Origin of the sequence: Candidatus Protochlamydia sp. W-9, from assembly GCF_001950615.1 — a bacterium.
GTDB lineage: Bacteria > Chlamydiota > Chlamydiia > Chlamydiales > Parachlamydiaceae > Protochlamydia > Protochlamydia amoebophila.
In genome coordinates, this window is record NZ_BCPZ01000331.1 from 1 (window position 1) to 19,775 (window position 19,775).

The 19,775-nt window shown below is 35.9% G+C and carries 12 protein-coding genes; 9 read left to right on the top strand and 3 right to left on the bottom strand.

Annotation, left to right across the window (positions count from 1 at the left end):
• On the bottom strand, positions 1–467 hold a 467-nt coding region (locus tag BU804_RS09100; protein WP_075883813.1), incomplete at its 3' end, for a lipocalin family protein.
• Between the two features lie 191 nt (positions 468–658).
• On the opposite strand from BU804_RS09100, the gene BU804_RS09105 reads away from it, so the two are divergent.
• Entirely contained in the window at positions 659–2,065 is a 1,407-nt protein-coding gene (locus tag BU804_RS09105) for an MBL fold metallo-hydrolase (RefSeq protein WP_075883814.1), read from the top strand.
• A 797-nt stretch (positions 2,066–2,862) separates the two neighbouring features.
• Here BU804_RS09105 and BU804_RS09110 read toward each other — a convergent pair.
• The gene (locus BU804_RS09110) at positions 2,863–3,408 is read right to left on the bottom strand and encodes an HdeD family acid-resistance protein (RefSeq protein WP_075883815.1); all 546 of its coding nucleotides are present in this window, start codon (positions 3,406–3,408) and stop codon (positions 2,863–2,865) included.
• A 303-nt stretch (positions 3,409–3,711) separates the two neighbouring features.
• Between BU804_RS09110 and BU804_RS12315 the strand changes: the two genes are divergently transcribed.
• From BU804_RS12315 to BU804_RS09150, 8 genes are all read left to right on the top strand, one after another.
• Positions 3,712–13,257, top strand: coding sequence for an Ig-like domain repeat protein (locus BU804_RS12315; protein ID WP_075883816.1), 9,546 nt, complete (start codon positions 3,712–3,714; stop codon positions 13,255–13,257).
• Positions 13,258–13,269: 12 nt separating this feature from the next.
• Positions 13,270–13,929, top strand: coding sequence for a hypothetical protein (locus BU804_RS09120; RefSeq protein WP_075883818.1), 660 nt, complete (start codon positions 13,270–13,272; stop codon positions 13,927–13,929).
• 364 nt (positions 13,930–14,293) lie between these two features.
• Positions 14,294–15,277 (top strand): ROK family protein, encoded by a 984-nt coding sequence (locus BU804_RS09125; RefSeq protein WP_075883819.1) that lies wholly within the window; start codon positions 14,294–14,296, stop codon positions 15,275–15,277.
• Between the two features lie 7 nt (positions 15,278–15,284).
• A complete protein-coding gene (locus BU804_RS09130; protein ID WP_075883820.1) occupies positions 15,285–15,899 on the top strand; it encodes an HAD-IA family hydrolase in 615 nt (204 codons plus the stop codon).
• A 5-nt stretch (positions 15,900–15,904) separates the two neighbouring features.
• Positions 15,905–16,960, top strand: coding sequence for a class I fructose-bisphosphate aldolase (locus BU804_RS09135; RefSeq protein ID WP_075883821.1), 1,056 nt, complete (start codon positions 15,905–15,907; stop codon positions 16,958–16,960).
• 46 nt (positions 16,961–17,006) lie between these two features.
• Positions 17,007–17,222 carry a DJ-1/PfpI family protein gene (locus tag BU804_RS09140; RefSeq protein ID WP_255371577.1) on the top strand — a complete coding sequence of 72 codons (216 nt, stop codon included), beginning with the start codon at positions 17,007–17,009 and terminating at the stop codon, positions 17,220–17,222.
• A 270-nt stretch (positions 17,223–17,492) separates the two neighbouring features.
• Positions 17,493–18,506 (top strand): phosphatidylglycerol lysyltransferase domain-containing protein, encoded by a 1,014-nt coding sequence (locus tag BU804_RS09145; protein ID WP_075883823.1) that lies wholly within the window; start codon positions 17,493–17,495, stop codon positions 18,504–18,506.
• Positions 18,507–18,588: 82 nt separating this feature from the next.
• Positions 18,589–19,239 carry a carbonic anhydrase gene (locus BU804_RS09150; protein ID WP_075883824.1) on the top strand — a complete coding sequence of 217 codons (651 nt, stop codon included), beginning with the start codon at positions 18,589–18,591 and terminating at the stop codon, positions 19,237–19,239.
• A 19-nt stretch (positions 19,240–19,258) separates the two neighbouring features.
• On the opposite strand, the gene BU804_RS09155 is transcribed toward BU804_RS09150, so the two are convergent.
• On the bottom strand, positions 19,259–19,717 hold the full coding sequence (locus BU804_RS09155; protein ID WP_075883825.1) for a YkgJ family cysteine cluster protein: 459 nt from the start codon (positions 19,715–19,717) through the stop codon (positions 19,259–19,261).
• Positions 19,718–19,775 lie beyond the last annotated feature (58 nt).

The window sequence follows — 19,775 nt, forward strand, 5'->3', positions numbered from 1 at the left end:
GGTAAAAAGGGTGTGCGGCTTAATATCCACAAATGTTTTTGATCAGAATCACTAACAGCTGCATAACTATAATCATCTGCTAAAATAAGGATCCAGTAGTCTCCAATAGGTAATCCTTTATACTGTTCTGTAGCCGGAAAGGTGATTTTCCACTTTGCATGCGTTTGTTTATCAATAATTTCGGCTGTTCCTTCTGCCCTCTGGACAGATTTAAAAAAACTATTTATATCGCATTGATTAACAACCTGAATGATTCCATCACTTTGCATTGTATAAATAACCATTGGGTTATGATAACATCCTCTATCCCATGGTTCATCTAAACGGGCAATTTCATACCAGGTGCCCATATAACGATTTAAATCGACATTTGAAACTGTTTGAAAGGGAGGATATTCTATTCCTTGAATATTTTGGTAATAAAGAAAAAGACTAGAAAATAGAATTACAAAAAAATAATGTCTCATTATGCCTATCCTTAAATCGCTATTGATCATTTCGATTTTTTATCGAAAAATAACGTTAATTTAAAGCAAAATGTATAAAATATAAAATTCTCTCGAAATTATGCTCAGATAAAATCTATTTATGGTAAACGGTTAATGTACTAAATACTGTGAAAAACCATTAATTTTTCCACGAATGTTATAGTTAATATATGTTTTTTCAAAAAATTTACACTCCAGGCCTGGCGATTAATACTTATTTGTTAGGAGATGAAACGACCAAAGAATGCGTCGTGATAGATCCTACTCGTATAGTTACTCCGATCATTATGGCTGCTGAAAACGCTGAAATGCACATCAAAGCTATATTGGAAACGCATGTGCATGCTGACTTCATTTCCGGGGCTAGAGAATTAAAATTTCAATTAAAAAATGCTCCGATTATTTATTCTTCGGGGTTTGGCGGAGAGCATTGGGTTCCCGCTTATGCTGATCATATTGTCAAAGAAGAAGATGTTTTGTCATTCGGATCTATTCGTTTAAAACCTCTGCATACGCCAGGACATACGCCTGAACATATCATGTGGATTTGTTATGATGAAACAAGAAGCCATGATCTTCCCTGGTTCATTTTTTCCGGGGATTGTTTATTTGTAGGTAGTGTAGGAAGACCGGATTTATTAGGAAAAAATGCGTTTAACTTTCTTGCTAAAGAGCTTTATCAAAGCTTATTCGTCAGGATTGCTCATTTACCGGATTCTGTTGAAGTCTTTCCTGCGCATGGAGCCGGCTCTCTTTGTGGTAAAAACATTGGAGGAGTAGACGCAACAACTTTAGGTTACGAGAGAACTTGTAATCCTTATTTAAATCCCATTGAAGAAACAGAATGGATTAAAAGTATTAGTCAGGATTTGCCTGCAATTCCTCCCTATTTTTCTCTCATGAAAAAAATAAATGTCTCTAATCCACCTTTATTGAGTGAACTAAAAGTTGAAAAAGTCTGTTCTGAAACAGATTTAGATTTGGATTCGTGTTTTTTATTAGATGTTCGTTATCCAGAACTTTTTGCGCGATTTCATCTTCCAGGGTCCGTCAATATCCCTATGACCCCTTCTTTTTATTCATGGGCAGGATGGCTTATTCCTCATAATATCCCATTAATCATTATCACAAACCGTGAAAATCAAATGAATGATATCGTGTCTCAATTGCGCTTAATTGGCTTTGATCAGCCCTTTTATTTATTTGTACTAAAAGATGACGCAGAAAAAAAGATGAATCGTACTGAGTGTTTTAGTTATCTAACCCCAGAAGAACTTGCAAAAAGATTGCACGACCCGAAAGAAAATGTTTTTGTTTTAGATGTACGAACCACCTCAGAATGGCACTCGGGCCATATTGCAGATGCTTATCACGTGGAGTTAAATAATCTTTATCAATATATGCATAAAATCCCTCAAAATCGTTTAATTGCAGTCATTTGCCGATCCGGAATACGCGCGTCTACAGCAATATCCCTACTAAAAAAATATGGCTTTAATCACGTTGTCAATGTAAGAGGAGGAATGCAAGCTTGGATCGACCTTGAATTTCCTATAATTACTTCTGATAAAGAATAAAAAAATAAGGCTGCTTATTTAATATCTTTCCTAACAATTTTTTCAACAACACAAATCTCTGTTCAGAGTGAGCTAACCACTCATTTCTTAATGATTTTCTATTTATCAAGCTTTAATTAATTATAAATTTAAATAATTATTTGATTTTATTCATTTATTTATCCATTTACTAAAATTGATAAATTGAGCTGCAGGATTCCTAAATTATTGTTAAATTAACTAGTGTCAGACATTCGACAATTTTGTGTGGACTCCATGAGCTAAGTTTTGGAAGCTAAAGAATCGTGAAAATTTAAACTTAAATTTCTCAAGTACTAAAATCTTACACAATTTTGCGTGCGTATGGCAAATTACAAGAATTTGAAGCTAATCCTGTTAAAAAAAGTTATTGCCATGTTTGTAACAATTTAACGGATTTACCCTTTCCTTTTCCTCATGTTGAAACATTTTATATTAATTTTCTTTACCATCTAAAGACAAAACAATTTACCTGATTGGCTGTAACAGATTATTAGATCATTATATATCTCCTATTCTTTTTACTTTCTATCCTCTAAGTTCAAGCCAAAGAAATGGCAATAAAGAGTTTTAGCTTTGATAAGCTTTTTGAAAAATTTTCAGACTGTCCCTCTAAACACTCTACGCCTTAAAGAAAAAGGATTGGATCTAATCACAATCCTTCTTCTAATGAATATATTCGGCTAAAGAGACGTTTTGGAATAAATAACATCTGTTTGGAGACGCGTTTAAAATTAAAGAATCAAAAATTAAAATGATTACTTACTTTTAAACACGACTTATTTCAATTGATCCTGATCAATTTTAGTTATTCCTAAAGCTAAAAATGTAAGCGATAATCCAAAAAATAATAAATTGATTCCGACCAAAAGGCCAAGCACCCAAAATGCTGTTCCTGGCCAGCCCATCCAAATGATTGCAGCCATCATTAATGATAAGGCTCCGCTAAAGATAAACCATATCCAGCTATTAGTAGATTTCAGTTGAAATCCCATGATGATTTTGGCAACACCTTCAAAAATGAAAAAGAGCATTAATAGTATTGTTAACGAAATGGCACCAGCGGAAGGATCAATAAGCAGTAAAATTCCAAATAGAAGATACATTAAACTCACAACGAAGGAAGCCCAAAAACCTTTTTCACGATAGGATTGAAATGCCCGATAGGTTTGGATAACACCACCTAACAAAATAAGCCATCCTATAAATAATTCTGTGCTTAAAGTCGAGATCCCTGGCAATGCGATTGCTATTATGCCTAGAAGGGCAAATAAAAATCCTTCAATTATTAAAAGAGTCCGATTTTTTTGGATAAATTCAGGCATGCTGTCTCCTTTAAATATTTTAATAAAATCTAAATTTTTTACGAATTCAAATTTTAAAGGTTATTAAGAGATAAAATTCTTGTCTATCCCAAGTTTAATTTTCTGTCCCGTTAATTTTTTATTACCTTAAACTAATTAATATTTTTTTAAATTAAAAGAAATAAATGAGTTTATATTTCTGCTTTTTAGACGGTTGAGTTTAATTATACCAGAAAATCAAAAAAAAATTACTGAATTAAAGCCAATGTTATATAGTCCAAATTTTTTGAGCACACTATTTTTGGGCACACTCAAGGAGTGAACATGCGTTTAATCAAAATTTTTCTGCTGTTTTCTTTTTTCTTTTCCATTTTTCATCTATTTGGGAATAACGATTTTATCGCTTCAAAAACTTTTACTTCTGTAACTACTTATAGACAACCAGATTTAATTGCCTATTTAATGGCAGAAAAATCTAATGAAATTATTCCTATTAACTTAAGCAATGGACGAGAAGGGGTGCCAATTATCATTGAGCCGGCAACTAAAATTTTAGCTATGCATGCGGCAACCAATGAAGTTTTTTTTGTTGGAGAAGATTTAAAACAAATCAAATGTTTTCATTTAAAGACAAAAATAGTTCGAGAAGTGGGAAGTTTAAACCAAGTTCCCACTAAATTTATCGTTTCGGCAGATAAAAAAGTTGCTTATCTCAGTTATGAGGATAGTAACGACATTGATTGTTTAAATCTATCAAATGGTCAATTGACAAAGGTTGTAAATTTAAAAATAAACCCATCCAGTATCGCTTTCGATAGTAAAAACCAACGCTTATACGTGAGCTTAAAAAATCAAAATGAAATTAAAAGTATTCATTTAGCTTCTTTAGAAACTACGTCTTTTGCGATTTTAGATCATAACATAGAAAGTTTAACGATTGCAAATGATGGGCAAAAAATTTACGCACTGCAAGAGAACAATCATCAATTATCAATTGTTGATGCACAAACACAAGCAATCACTCATATTTCGCTTAAAAATGATTCAGGTATTTTACAAAAAAAAACAAATTCTTTTGTGCTTCACCCCAACGAAAATCACATTTATATTCTTAAAGAATCTGCGGATCAAATCATTCCTGTCAATCTCTTGACTGGAGCGTTAGAGCCGCTCGTTTCTGTTAGACAAAGCATTCAAAATATTAATTTTGATGATAAACAAGGAATAGTAGCTAGATTTAGTGTAAAAGAGGCAAAGTCTGGACTGCCCACAGTTTTTGATGCTTCCGAAACAATTTTAATACATCCAGGTGAGGTCAGTTATGAGTGGGAATTTGGAGATGGATTAAAAGCTGTTTCGAGTCAACCCATTATTGAACATGTTTATGACAATACGGGCTATTTCACCGCAACTCTTACTATAACTCAAAAACTTGAAAATGATTTTATTGCCCCTTATCTCGAATATTTAATTGGAAATCCTTTTTTAACTTCATCCACTAAGAAAAGTTTTGACATCCCTTCTTCAAAAAATGAAGGTTTAGAAAAAATAAGCAAAAAACAGCAAGCGGCTAAAAATACAGTAGATTCTGATTTTGCTGCAGAGCCTTCTATAACTCACGGACAACCCTCTCAAACAACCATTTTCTATGGACATACTGTATTTGATAGTGCTACTGTAACCGGATCTTTTACAGGGGGAACACCAACTGGAACTGTGACATTTTTTGTAGAAAGTACGCAAGTTGGTTCACCGATAGCACTATTGGCAGGGTTAAATAATACAGCAGTTGCGGTTTCGGATCCCTATTATCCCACTTCAACAGGGAATTACCAGTTTAAAGCTGTTTATAGTGGAGATAGTAACTATGAACCTTCTTCGGATTCGTCTGCAACGAACACTTTTATTGTTAATCCAGCACCTAGCATAACAAATCTTACAACTAATATTAATCCTTCTTATTTTGGAGAGACAGTCCAACTAACCGCCACAGTAGCATTGTCTAATACTCAAATTAATGAAACTCCAACAGGAACAATTACATTTAAAGATAACAATACAGTTTTAGGAATTGTAACTCTAACTTCTAGTAGTACAGCTAATCTTTCCATTTCTGATTTAGGAGTAGGAACTCATTCTTTAACAGCAATTTATAGCGGGGATGCCAAGTTTGCAGGTTCTACATCGAGCGTAGTTACGCAAACTGTGACTAAAGGAACCACGATGACCGTGCTAACCTCCTCTATTAACCCGACAATATTTGGCAATTCAACAACCTTAACAGCCAAAGTTAATATCAATGATGGGTCTGGAACCTTAACAGGAGCTGTGACATTTAAAGATGGGTCAACAATCATTGGAACGGGAAATGTAAATGCAGGTATTGCCACTTTAAACGTTTCCAATCTATCAGTGGGGTCTCATTCATTGACAGCAGTATATGGAGGAGATAGCGATTTTAACACTTCTACTTCAACAGTTTTGACTCAGATAATAAATAAAGGAACAACAACTTCTAACATTGTTTCTTTAACTAATCCCACGACCTATGGGCAACCGACGATATTGACTGCCTCCATCGCTGTTGCAACAGGGGTTGGAACCCCGACTGGATATTTTACTTTTAAAGACGGAAATTCCACCCTTGGGACTGCAAATATCACGGGCTCAAATGCGTCTCTAACAATCGCGAATTTATCAGTCGACGCTCATTCCATTACAGCAGTTTATAGTGGAGATTTGAATTTTTCTACTTCTACTTCACCAGTCATTTCTCAACAAGTTAACCGAGCAACTCCTGTCATATCCCTGACTTCCACACTAAATCCTTCCAATTATGCAGGAGAAATCACTTTTACAGCCTCCATTTCCTCACCAACAACACTTGGTTTACCCTCAGGAACAATTACCTTCTATGATGGTAACACATCGATTGGAACAGGAACTCTTGTGCAGACTGGTGCTAATAAAAGTCAAGCCACCTTTACAACACCAAATCTGAATGGAGGAAATCATTCTATTACTGCTTCTTATCCAGGAGATACAAATTTTATTGCTGTGACTTCGACCACATTAGATCAAACAGTTATTTTAGCTAATACCAACACATTAATTTTTTCTAACTCTCCTAATGCTTCTCAGTTTGGTCAACCGATAACATTACAAGCTAATGTAATCGGTTCTGTTGCGACACCTCCTCTCACTTCTTCGGGGACACTTTCATTTTACGATGGCTCCACGCTTTTAGGTGCAGTCCCCATAACTAAACTTTCGTCAAACGTAGCTTTTGCAACATTAACAATTTCAAATCTCTCTATTGGGCCCCATACTTTAAGCGCGAAATACAGTGGGGATGTAAATTATAATCCTTCCAATTCATCGTCTATGACGCAAACAATTATTTTTACAGCGACAACAATCACAACGGCGACATCTCATACCCCTTCGGTTTTTGGAGAATTAATCAAGTTTACAGCAACCGTGAATTCTCATATTCCGGGCATGGGAAATCCCACAGGAAAGGTAGAATTTTATGATGGAATTAATTTAATTGGATCGGGGAATTTAGCAGCTAGCGGAGCTAATCAAAGTCAAGCAACACTTCAAATTTCTAGCCTAAGCTTAGGGACACACCGAATTGGATCGGCTTATTTGGGGGATGGGGATTTTACTGGTTCCTTAGCCCCCTTAATCAATCAAATTGTTGTAAAAGATACGACAACGACAACTTTGGCATCAAATTTGAACCCTTCAAATTTTGGAGATGAGATTGCCTTAAGTGCGACAGTGACCGCTAATGCACCGGGTTCAGGAATTTCAACAGGAACAGTGACTTTTAAAGAAGGATCCAAGGTATTAGGAACAGGAACATTAAATGCCAATGGTGTTGCCACTTTTTCAACCATTAAACTTTATCCCGGCAATCACTCTTTAACGGCTACTTTTAATGGCGACTTTAACTTCATATCTTCGACTTCTAATACTTTCAAACAGACTGTTATCAACCAGCTACCAACAAAAATCAAACTCACATCTTTTAGAAATTCTTCACCTATCAATCAAACAGTGACTTACAGCGCTGAGGTAACCGCGTTAACAGGTATTCCAACTGGAACAGTCACATTTTATGATAATGGAGTGGCTTTTGGAACAGGAACGATTAATGCCAATGGAATAGCAACTTGTATTGAACCTGCCAATCGGCTTAATACTTTAGGGTTACACCCCATTACTGCATCATATAGCGGAGACATAAACTTTATCACATCAAATTCGAGCACTTATAACCAATATGTTGTTCCTTATGATACTTCAACAGTATTAGTTACCTTACCCAATCATTCTGAACAAGCTAATGCTACATTGACAGCGATCATAACAGCAACTGGTTCTCCAATGCCTATTCCATCATTTACTGGTACGATGGTCTTTTATGAAGGAGGAATCGCTATTTCACCTCCTATTCCTGTCGATCCATTGACAGGGGTAGCTTCATTTATGCCTGATAATCTTCACTTTGGACCCCATCCCATCTCTGCTGTGTATAGCGGTGATCAAACAATATTTGCTACATCAACCTCTAATTCTATCGTTCAACAAGTTCAACAGACAGATATGTTAACAACAAAGACAGTTTTAACAGCTAGTCCAAATCCTTCTTATTTCTGTGAAATGATTGAATTAACAGCAGCTGTCGTTGCTACTCAAGGATATTATACTCCGACAGGTACGATAACATTTTTTAATGGGGAAATCGCTATTGGAACGTCAATTTTGGATGCGAATGGAATTGCTGTGCTTCCTATTTCTAATTTAAGTGTGGGAGCTCATCAATTAACAGCTACTTACAATAGCGATTCTAACTATGCTTTCTCCATTTCAAATACAATTACGCAACAAGTGAATCCAAATACGACGTTAACTACTCTTTCTGTTATTCCCAATCTTTCAAGTACTCCTTATGGACAAACTTTGACATTTGTAGCTACAGTCGATGGATTAGATGGGCTACCAATAGGTTCTGTGATTTTTTCTGATCAATCTGGGGAATTAGCAACCATTGAACTTGACGAAAGTGGAGAGGCAGTATTTACGACAGATAGTCTCCCGACAGGAACACACGATTTTACAGCGATCTATGATCCCAGCTGTTGCTCGGTCAAAAATCCTTGTTATTCACCTTCATCTGCTACTTTAAGTCATACAATCACGGCTGTGGATTTAGATACGGTTTTGACAGCATCTCCCTCTCCGTCAATCTATGGTAATACCATCGCATTAACAGCAACCGTAGATTCTTTCACAACGGGATCCCCAACTGGTACAGCCACTTTTTATAATGGAAGTACTTTAATTGGAACAGCCCCAATTATTCAAGGCACCGCAAGAATTGATGCAAATAATGTCCAAGCTGGTGTAGCCATTTTTAATGCTCGGTATAATGGAGATATTAACTTTATTGCTAAAAACTTTCCTTCTAGACAGCAAATTGTCAATAAAGCACCCGTCAATGTTGCTTTGACTTCATTTACAAATCCATCATTATATGGTCAACTAGTGACATTTAATGCTTCCGTAAGTTCAGCAGGACTCATTAGTGTTCCAACCGGAACGATTACATTCTTATCGGAGACGACAAATTTAGGACAAGCGACTCTTAACAACGGTGTTGCCACTTTTTCAACCTCTAGCTTGAATGTTGGTTCAAATAGTATTACAGCGTTATATTCAGGAAGTAGTAACTTTTTAACAGCAACTTCTTCAGCTTTAACACAAGTTGTTAATAAATCAGCAACAACGACAACAGTTGGCTTCTCTCCTTTCAATGCTTCTACTTTTAATAGCTCTGTTACAGTTAATGTGACTGTTGCTTCGGTGAGTCCGGGTGGGGGAATCCCAACTGGAACTGTAACGGGATATTACGGGTCAGTTTCATTAGGAACAGCGACTCTGAACAATGGGATTGCTTCCTTTTCTACAACCATATTACCAACAGGAACGCCAACGGTAACCGTTATTTATGCCGGAGATGCGAAATTTACAGAATCGCAAGGATTAGCAACCCATACTGTTACAGCCGCCGCGACAACAATGGCTACACTGACTTCGTCTAATAATCCTTCTGTATTTGGGCAATCACTTACATTAAGTGGAAAAGTGAATTCAACAGCAGGAATTCCTACCGGTCAAGTGACATTTTATGATGGAACTACAGAACTCGGTGTGGCTACGCTGGATAGTACAGGAAGGGCTGCTATCACAAGAAACAATTTAAATGTGGGAAGTCATTCAATAACCTTAAAATATTTAGGAAGTGGAAATTTTGCTGCTTCGACTTCTGCTGCTTTAAATCAAGTTGTGAATAAAACTCCAACAACAACCGTTGTTAGCTCTTCTCAAAGCATTTCAATTTATGGTGAACCGATTGATTTTATAGCCACCGTTGGTCCAATTAATCCAGGTAGCGGAATTCCTACAGGAACTGTTACGTTTAAAAATGGCTCGACAATTCTTGGAACTGTTTCTTTAAATGGGGGAGGGATTGCTTCTTTTGCGACGCCAATGTTATCTGCAAATAACACGCCCTATTCCATTACGGCAGTTTATAATGGAGATGCCAATTTTAATTCGTCAATCTCTTCCATACTGGAACAAACTATTTTACAAGTTTCCACGAGAACAACAGCAACTTCTTCACCTAATCCTTCTACAATCGGAAATTTAGTAACAATTGATGTCACAGTAGAGCCTATTAATACAGATGTGTTTACTCCAACAGGCACCGTAACTGCTACTTATGGTTCAACAGTCATTGGAACAGGATCTTTAGATTCAACAGGAAAAATCACTTTTTTAACTACGACGCTTCCTGCAGGGACATTGCCGATTGCGATTAAATACGGGGGAGATTCTAATCACGCCCAATCTTCTATGACTTTATCTCAAACAGTTTTGCAAGCTAGTACAGTCACAAACCTCACTTCTTCTCTTAACTCTTCCCACGTGGGAGAAACAATCACATTGACAGCCACATTAACATCTCCATTTGGTACCCCCACGGGCAATGTTGCTTTTTTTGATGGATCCTCTCTAATTGGAGTACAAGCACTGAATGGAACAGGAGTAGCAATATTGTCTACCTCTTCATTAATGTTAGGAACCCATCAAATTAAAGCATTGTATCAAGGAGATGCAAATTTCGCTGCTTCAACATCGCCTGTTTTCTCTCAGAATATTATTGCGGCAACAACAAGCATAGCATTATCTTCTTCTATGACTCCTTCAGTATTTGGACAAACACTTACTTTAACAGCTAATGTTACTGTATTAGCGGGTTCTGGAGTCGTGTCTGGTACAGTAACATTTAATGAAGGAAGTGTTGTTTTAGGAACAAGTGGAGTATCAAACGGTATTGCTTCGATTACTATTTCTAATTTATCGGTAGGTGCACATACACTAAAAGCAATCTATAATGGAAATTCCAGTTTTGGAAACTCAATTTCGCCAAATTTAAACCAAATTGTCGAGCCAGGAACAACTAAGACGATTCTATCCTCTTCTAGTAATCCTTCACAATTTGGAGATGTAATCACTCTAACTGCAAACGTGAGTGCAACAGGCGGAAATGGAACCTTAACAGGAACCGTAACTTTTAAAAATGGTTCAAGTGTATTAGGAACTGGGACAATTAGTAATGATCAAGCCACATTCAGTGTTTCTGATTTAGGGGTGGGAACGCATTCTTTAACAGCTGTCTACAGTGGAAACACAAGTTTTGAAGGTTCCACATCCTCAAATCTCAATCAAATTGTTAACAAATCGAGTTCATTAATTACACTTACTTCCTCTATTAACCCTTCCGAATTTAGTCAAACCAATACGTTAATAGCAACAATTCCAGCAGGTACTGCCCCTGTTGCACCGACGGGAACCGTCACATTTAAAGATGGTTCATTCATACTTGGGACAGTGAATATATCTGAAGGCATTGCAACACTAAATATGTCTAATTTAACTGTGGGTTCTCATGATTTAACCGCGATTTATAACGGAGATGGAAATTTTGCCGCTTCGACATCGGCTCTTTTGACTCAAATTGTGAAAGCTGCTGCTACGACAGTTTTACTAAATTCATCGACTAATCCTTCTGTTTTTGGGGACTCTATTAATTTTAGCGCTACTGTGGTGCCTATACTCGGAACGGGTACACCGACAGGAACAGTCATTTTTAGAGATGGAAATGTTGTTCTTGGAAATGTTACTTTGGTAGGGGGAGTTTCCAACTTTACAACTTCTACGCTTTCTGTGAATACTCACGCGATTACAGCTGTTTATGTAGGAGATGGTAACTTTGCGGCATCAGTTTCTTCCACACTTTCTGAACAGGTTAATCAAGGAACGACAGCTACATCACTTTCTACTTCAGCTAGCCCCTCTACATATGGGCAATCGGTAGTATTTACTGCCAATGTCAGTTTAATCACAGGATCAGGATCCCCTTCAGGTTCTGTGACAATTTTGGATGGAACGACAGTCATTGGAACAGCGACAGTAGACAACTTAGGGGTTGCTACTTTGGCAGTTTCTAATCTTTCTGTTAACTCACACTCCCTAACTGCTGTTTATAGTGGAGATAGTCATTTTGCCACATCGACCTCTTCTGCTTTGGTGCAAAATGTGAACAAAGCTAATTCATCGATTGATATTTTGACAACCTCTCCCAATCCATCCCGATCAGGAGAAAATGTCACTTTTTTTGCTACTGTGACTACGCCAATCGGAATTGCGAGTGGGAATGTCTCTTTTTATGATAATCAAACAACGTTACTTGGAACGGTACCAGTTTATAATGGCTTGGCTATCTATTCGACAAATTTATTAGCGCTTGGAAATCATACGATTAAAGCCATTTATAATGGAGATGCAAACTTCAATGCTTCGACATCTCCAACAGTTGTCCAAACTGTTAATCAAACAAATATTACAGTCACAACAGTGACTAATTTGAACTCTGCACTGAATCCTTCTAATTTCAGTCAAAATGTTGACTTTACAATAACTGTTGCCCCTATCACAGGTTCGGGTACACCAACTGGAATTATAACGTTGTATTTTGGTTCTGTCCCATTAACAACGTTGAATCTTGTGAATGGACAAGCCTCTTATTCGACGACAACGCTCCCAAGTGGCGAAATTACATTAGTTGCCTTATATTCTGGAGACGCTAGTTATTCCTCTTCGACAGATACTCTTGTTCAATGTGTGAATAAAGTTGGGACGAATGTCAAAGTGGTTTCTTCTATCAATCCTTTAGCTTATAAACAACCTGTGACATTTACATCTACTGTTACCTCTGACTCAGGAACTCCAACAGGAACAGTGACTTTTTATGATGGATCTGTTCCTTTAGGTACGTCAACATTAAATGAAGGAATGGCAACTTTAGAAGTCATCAGTTTAGCTCCAGGATCCCATTCAATTATTGCCGTTTACAATTCAGATTTAAATTTTGCTACTTCCACTTCACAAACATTGATACAGGTGGTGACAAGAGATACTATTCCCCAACCACCTCAGAATTTTTATGGCTGCCAAATTGTTAACCAATTCGTCGATAAAGATCATTTAGTGAACGTTTTATACTGGATTCCTCCTCCAGAGAATGCCAATATCGTCTTTTATGAAATTTATCGAGATGCTCAATTAAAACGATGCATTGGAAAAATTCCTAACCAATGTCCCTTTCAATTTGAAGATGGCAATCGCAAGAAAAACAAAGCTTATACTTACTATATTGTCTCGGTTAACAAAAAAGGAGTAAAATCTTCACCTATTAGCACAAAGGTTTTTCCCATCAAGAAACGTCGTTAAAGGAAAAGATTAATGAAAGAATTTGTCAATGCAACTTTTGGATTAGAAAAATCATTCATCTTAGAGGATTGTTGGAAAAATTTCTCAAATAATTTTATTTCTTATCCAACATTTGCATTTTTAAGCACTTTCTTACTTATTTTATTAAATTTAACTACTGTAGCAGCAAGCTTAGAGATCAAAACAGAGGCAAAAAGTCAATTATTTTTTCCAGCTTCCAAACGTTTTCGTCGCATTTATGGAAATTGTATGGGAGGGTATGAAGGACAAGTCACCGTTTTTTTTCCTAAATATTTTCAAGGATGGGTCAATGTCGATGGAATGTCTAAAAAAGGCCATTCTTTTTACTTACATGATTTTACAAGGATATCAATTGTTAATATGAGTTTTGGCATGCAATACACTTATATTTTGCCAAGAAATTTATCTTTCTACATTGGATTAGGGCCGAGTTTTGGAATTGTCAAATTAGAAAATCGATTTTTTGGGATTCATAACAATAAAACATATTTTGTCTTTGGAGGAGTATTTAAAACGGGCTTTTATTATGATATTAATGCCTGTTTTTTCTTAAATATGTTTTTTGATTATCTTTATCAACCTAATTGTTTCAAAACACAAGTAAATCTCGGCGGAAATAAATTAGGGTTAGGGATAGGTTACAAGTTTTAGCAAAATGAAAAGATTTTTATTAAATTGGCCATTTATTCACCTTGTATGTTTTTTTAAACCTGTAATTAAGGGCATTAAATTCTTTCTAATACGAGAAAGCATTATTTTTGCCAGTCTATTTTTAATCATCTTTTTCTTAAAATTGATTTTTTAAATTTAACTTTAGTCTTTTACGCTAGATTTCTCAACTATCAATGTCATTTAATCTTCCATTAAGGCAGGATTTGTTGTCGCTAAAAACAATTTAATTATATATATCTTTTTTTAAGGGATTACCAAGCAAAATTGTTCCCCTTATGTTATTTGCTAAATTTCTTATCAACATAAGCTACAAATTTAAAAACTGTAAAACTTTACGAAAGATATGCTAAAAGAAACAGATTGTGTCATTGGAATCGATTTAGGGGGAACCAAAATTGGAATAGGAATTTTGAATGTCTCCGGCACATTGATTGATAGTGTGAGACTTAAAACGGATTCTAAACACGGATCAGCTAGTGTCGAAAAACAAATCATGCAAGCGATTCAGGATTTAAAAAATCGGACAAAAGTTGAGATTAAAGGAATTGGAATAGGGGTAGCAGGTCAAATTGACGAAGAAACAGGAGTCGTTCGTTTTGCTCCAAATCTCCCAGGCTGGCATCAAGTACCACTACGCGAAAATCTGGAAAGAGAAGCTGGAATTCCAGTTAAGGTTGTGAATGATGTTCGCGCTATTACTTGGGGAGAATGGCTTTACGGAGCTGGTAAACATTATCAAGATCTTATTTGTTTATTCGTAGGAACAGGAATTGGCAGTGGTATTGTTTGTCAGGGAAAAATGCAAAAAGGGGGTAATAATACATTCGGAGAAGTCGGCCATATGACGATCGATTTTCATGGCCCTCGTTGCACCTGCGGTAACAATGGTTGTTTTGAAGCTTTTGCTGGAGGATGGGGAATTGCTAGACAGGCCAAAGAACTCATTCTTGCCGATAACCAAAGTGGTCAATCCATTTTAGAAAAAGCGGGGGGATATTTAGAAAATGTTTCAGCTAAAGCTGTTATTGAAGCATACCACAGTGGAGACCCTCTAGCTCTATTGATTTTAGAAAAAGTTAAGCAAGCCTTAATTGCAGGTTGCGTTAATCTTGTGAATGCTTTTAATCCTGCTTGTTTAATCTTAGGAGGTGGGGTTCTAGATGGCATTCCAGAAATCCTATCATTTATTGATAAAGGCATTCGAGAAACTGCTTTAAAAGCGGCGACAGATAAATTACAGATAAAAACCGCTTTACTTGGTAAAAATGTGGGAATTATTGGATCTGGAGCTGTGATTTTAGATGTCTTAAAAAATAACGTTGGGTGAGAGGAGTATGAGTAAACAATTATTTACTTCATTATTTATCGATGTTGGTGGCGTCCTTTTGACAAATGGATGGGATCGACATATGCGTGAAAAGGCTTCACATATTTTTGAATTAAATTATGAAGAAATGAATAAACGACATAATTTAATTTTTGATACGTATGAAATTGGTAAAATTTCATTAGATGAATATTTAAAACGTGTGGTATTTGATCAAGAACGCTCTTTTTCTATTGAATCTTTTAAAAAATTTATGTTTGAGCAATCTCAGCCTTTTGATGAAATGATTGATTTTATAAAAAAAGTCAAAAAAGATTGGAATTTACAGATTGTTGTCGTAAGTAATGAAGGCCGTGAATTGATGCAAAATCGAATCGATCAATTTAAAATGAAAGCGTTTGTCGATATTTTTGTGGTGTCAGGCTTTGTTCATCTACGCAAACCCGACAGCGATATTTATCAACTCGCATTGGATTTAGCTCAAGTAAAACCCGAGCAAGTGATTTATATCGATGACAGACCCTTGTTAGCAGAAATAGGAAAGCACATCGGAATGACGGCTATCCAACATCAAAATTATGAACAAACAAAAATGATTCTAGATAGTTTACTAAAAAGGTAATTTCTATGGCTAATCAAGCGATTTTAAATTTACTTGGAAATGATGCAAGTTATTTACTTGACCATGAATGTAAAACAATATCAAAAGATAAACTTCATTTACCAAGTCCTTATTATATTGATGAGATCATGAATTTAACAGACCGAAAGACGCCAGTTCTTCGTAACTTAGTTCAAATTTTTAATCAGGGGCGATTAAGCAAAACGGGTTATCTTTCTATTTTGCCTGTTGATCAAGGAATTGAGCATTCAGCCGGAGCAAGTTTTGCTATTAATCCTGATTATTTTGATCCAGAAAATATTGTGAAGTTAGCCATTGAAGGGGGATGCAATGCGATCGCCTCTACTTTAGGTGCACTTGGTTCTGTTGCCAGACGTTATGCTCACAAAATCCCTTTTATCGTGAAACTCAACCATAATGAATTATTAAGTTATCCCAATACATTTGATCAAATTTATTTTGGCCAAGTTGAACAAGCGTGGGAGATGGGGGCTGCTGCAATCGGTGCAACCATTTATTTTGGTTCTGAAGAATCTCATCGCCAAATTCAAGAAACGTCTAAAGCTTTTCAAAAAGCGCATGAACTGGGGATGGCGACAGTGCTTTGGTGTTATTTGCGCAATAATGCGTTTAAGCAAGATAAAGATTATTCAACCAGTGCTGATTTAACCGGGCAGGCTAATCATTTGGGAGTTACGATCGAGGCGGATATCATCAAACAAAAACAAGCGACTAATAATGGAGGGTTCAAAGCTCTGGCGCATTATGGTAAAACAAATGAGCTTGTTTATCAAAAGTTAACAACAGACCATCCGATTGATCTAACAAGGTATCAAGTTGCCAACTGCTATATGGGACGAATGGGATTGATTAATTCCGGTGGAGAAGCCGGTAAAAATGATATGACAGAAGCTGTTAAAACAGCCATTATTAATAAACGTGCTGGCGGAATGGGTCTAATATCGGGGCGAAAAGCTTTCCAAAGACCTTTAAAGGAAGGAATCGAACTATTAAATTTGATTCAAGATGTCTATTTAGATAAATCTATCACGGTCGCTTAAAGGGGAACAACATGGCTCAAAGGAACTTTCCAATAAGCAACTTCTAATTTTTTTGGAAATTTTTTATGAAAAAATGGAACTTTATTATCCGCTCTATCGTTTAAAAAAAGGAGCAAAAATCGTTTTAGCTGGTTCTAAAAGTCATAAAATATGCAAAGGAAAGCATGGGAGGCCTTGCAAATCTGATATCGGTTTTCAAGTTATTAAAGAAAATAAGTCTGATGCACTCATTATTCCTGGTCAATCGTCATTTTATTTCTAGCCGAACATTAGAAGATTTGCCAGCGTTTTTGTTTGAGTATTATTCAAGAATTATTATCCACTCACAAACAAAAAACTGCATTCGTTTAGTAATTTAAACTTTGAGTTTTTCTGTCTATGTCAGATTTTTTGCTACAAAGTAGGAAAAGGCGTTTTTAAGCAAATAGTCCACCACTATTTTCCATACGTCTTTCTCTCAACGTGTCAGCACAGATTGATTATTGATAAGAAAAACTCAAAATTTAGTTTAGTAAATTTTAGGAGATAAGAAATGACCGCCGTCATGCCTACTTTAGATCAAAATGTAGATCCGCAATTTGATGCATTAATGCAAGTTAGACGTTTTGGAGGATCTTGTTCAGAAGCTATTTTAGATCCACGATGCCAAATTTTTACTGATCCTTTTATTGATGGATTAATTGGTTATCGTTTAGAGAATTCACGAGCTATTGTATACGGAGATCCTGTGTGCCAATGGGAAGATACCCCTTTATTAATCAAATCTTTTACAGATTTTTGCCATCGAGAAGGCTATAAAAACATCATTTATGTCATTACAACGGAAAAATTTTGTAAATGGGCAATGGAAAACGTTTGCCATGCCTCAGTAGAATTTGGACATGAATTATTTATGGATCCTTACGATGACCCAAGAGCTAAAACTGGAGTTAATGCTAGTTTAGTTCGACGTAAAGTTCGACATGCCCAAAAGGAAGCCGTGGTTGTGGAAGAATACCTTATCCCTAATCTCAGCCTTGAAGCTCAAATTGAAGAAGTCGCTCAAAAATGGCTTAAAGGAAGGCGGGGTCCACAAATTTATATCTCCCGCGTACATTTATTTGATAATCGAGCCGGTAAAAGATGGTTTTACGCTAAGCAGGGAGAAAAGGTTACTGGTGTTGTTGTTCTCAATGAACTTCAATCGCGTAATGGATGGTTGATTAATCGTTTAATGCATATCCCTGGTGCTGCTAATGGAACTCCTGAGTTTCTTTTAACAACTGTTATTGATACATTGGCTAAAGAAAATTGCCACTATGTTACTTTTGGGGCTGTCACGACTGGACAGTTAGGAAAATTAGAAGGGTTGAATTCTATTTCAAAATATATTGCCGAGCTTTCATTTAAGTTCGCTAACCGATTTTTTCACTTAGATGGAAAAATGAAGTTTTGGGAAAAATTTGATCCTAAAAGTGAGCTTTCCTACCTTTTATTTACGAATCCAAGTATTCGTATAGGAGATATTTGGGCTCTCATGCATGCTTTAAATATTATTTCAAAATAAGATTGATTAATTTAATTTATAGGTCTTTTTCAAGGAATGCTTTAAGCTTTCCTTGATTCAAATTTAAACCAATTCATAGGTTATGAAAAAACTCATTCAAGGTATTGCCGATTTTAGACAAGGTTTAACTGAAGAAAGTCGTCATCTTTTTGCTAATTTGGCTCTTGGTCAAACTCCTGATGTCCTCTTTATTGCTTGTTCGGATAGTAGGGTTGTCCCAAATCTATTTGCTTCCACAAACCCTGGTGATTTGTTTGTTCTTCGAAATATTGGAAATTTAATTCCTCCTTTTTCCATAGATTCAGATAATAGTGCTTTGGCTGCCATTGAATTTTCTATTTTTTCACTTAATGTTCCCGATATTATTGTTTGTGGCCATTCTGAATGTGGCGCCATGCGTGCTTTAATTGAAGGGATACCAGGAAATTGCTGTTCTCATTTACAGTCTTGGCTTAAGCATGGAGAAATCTCTTTAAATTTAGTGAGAAATGGAATGACAATTAATCCTTCTTTATCTGAGCATAATCAAATTTCTCAAATTAACGTTCTTCAGCAAATAGAGCATATTAAAAGTTATCCTTTTATTAGAGAAAGATTAGATAAAAACGAATTAAGAATTCATGGATGGTGGTTTGATATTGCACACGCGGATGTTTATTGCTATAAGGAAGATCTTAATCAATTTGTTCTCATCGATGAAAAAGAAGCTCAATTGATTTTAGCAAGGACATAAATAACTTAGATAGCTTGGCTCATTCATTCACTACATAATGCTCATTAGCCTGCATTTGAATTTCTTTCATTTCATCAATTTTTTCTTGCGAGAATACGGCCCCCTTACAAGTAATTCCTTCACAAAAGTTTGCTGCTTGCTCCCATGATTGTCGAGAAAGGAGATTTTCAGGCCAAAAAGGATATAAACGGCATTGAGACGGTCTGGCTGAATAAACAGTACATTTTTTATCTCGAAAAAATACACATGAATAGCCTTCAGGAGATTTTTTTTCAATTAAAAAAGACTGATTATTTCTTTTTTTGATATACAATTTTTTAAAATTTTTGACTGAAATTTCTAAAAAATGTGCCATCTCTTGGATTTCTTGCTCACTGATAAGCACAAAACCAGGTGCCCCAGTGCAACATTTTCCGCACTCTGTGCAACTAAAGTGAAGTCCTTTTTTATACCAAGGTAAAGAGGAGGAGTGCTTCATAAGAATTTAATTATTTTTAAATTTTTAGATTTAACTATCATTTCTGTTTAACTTTACT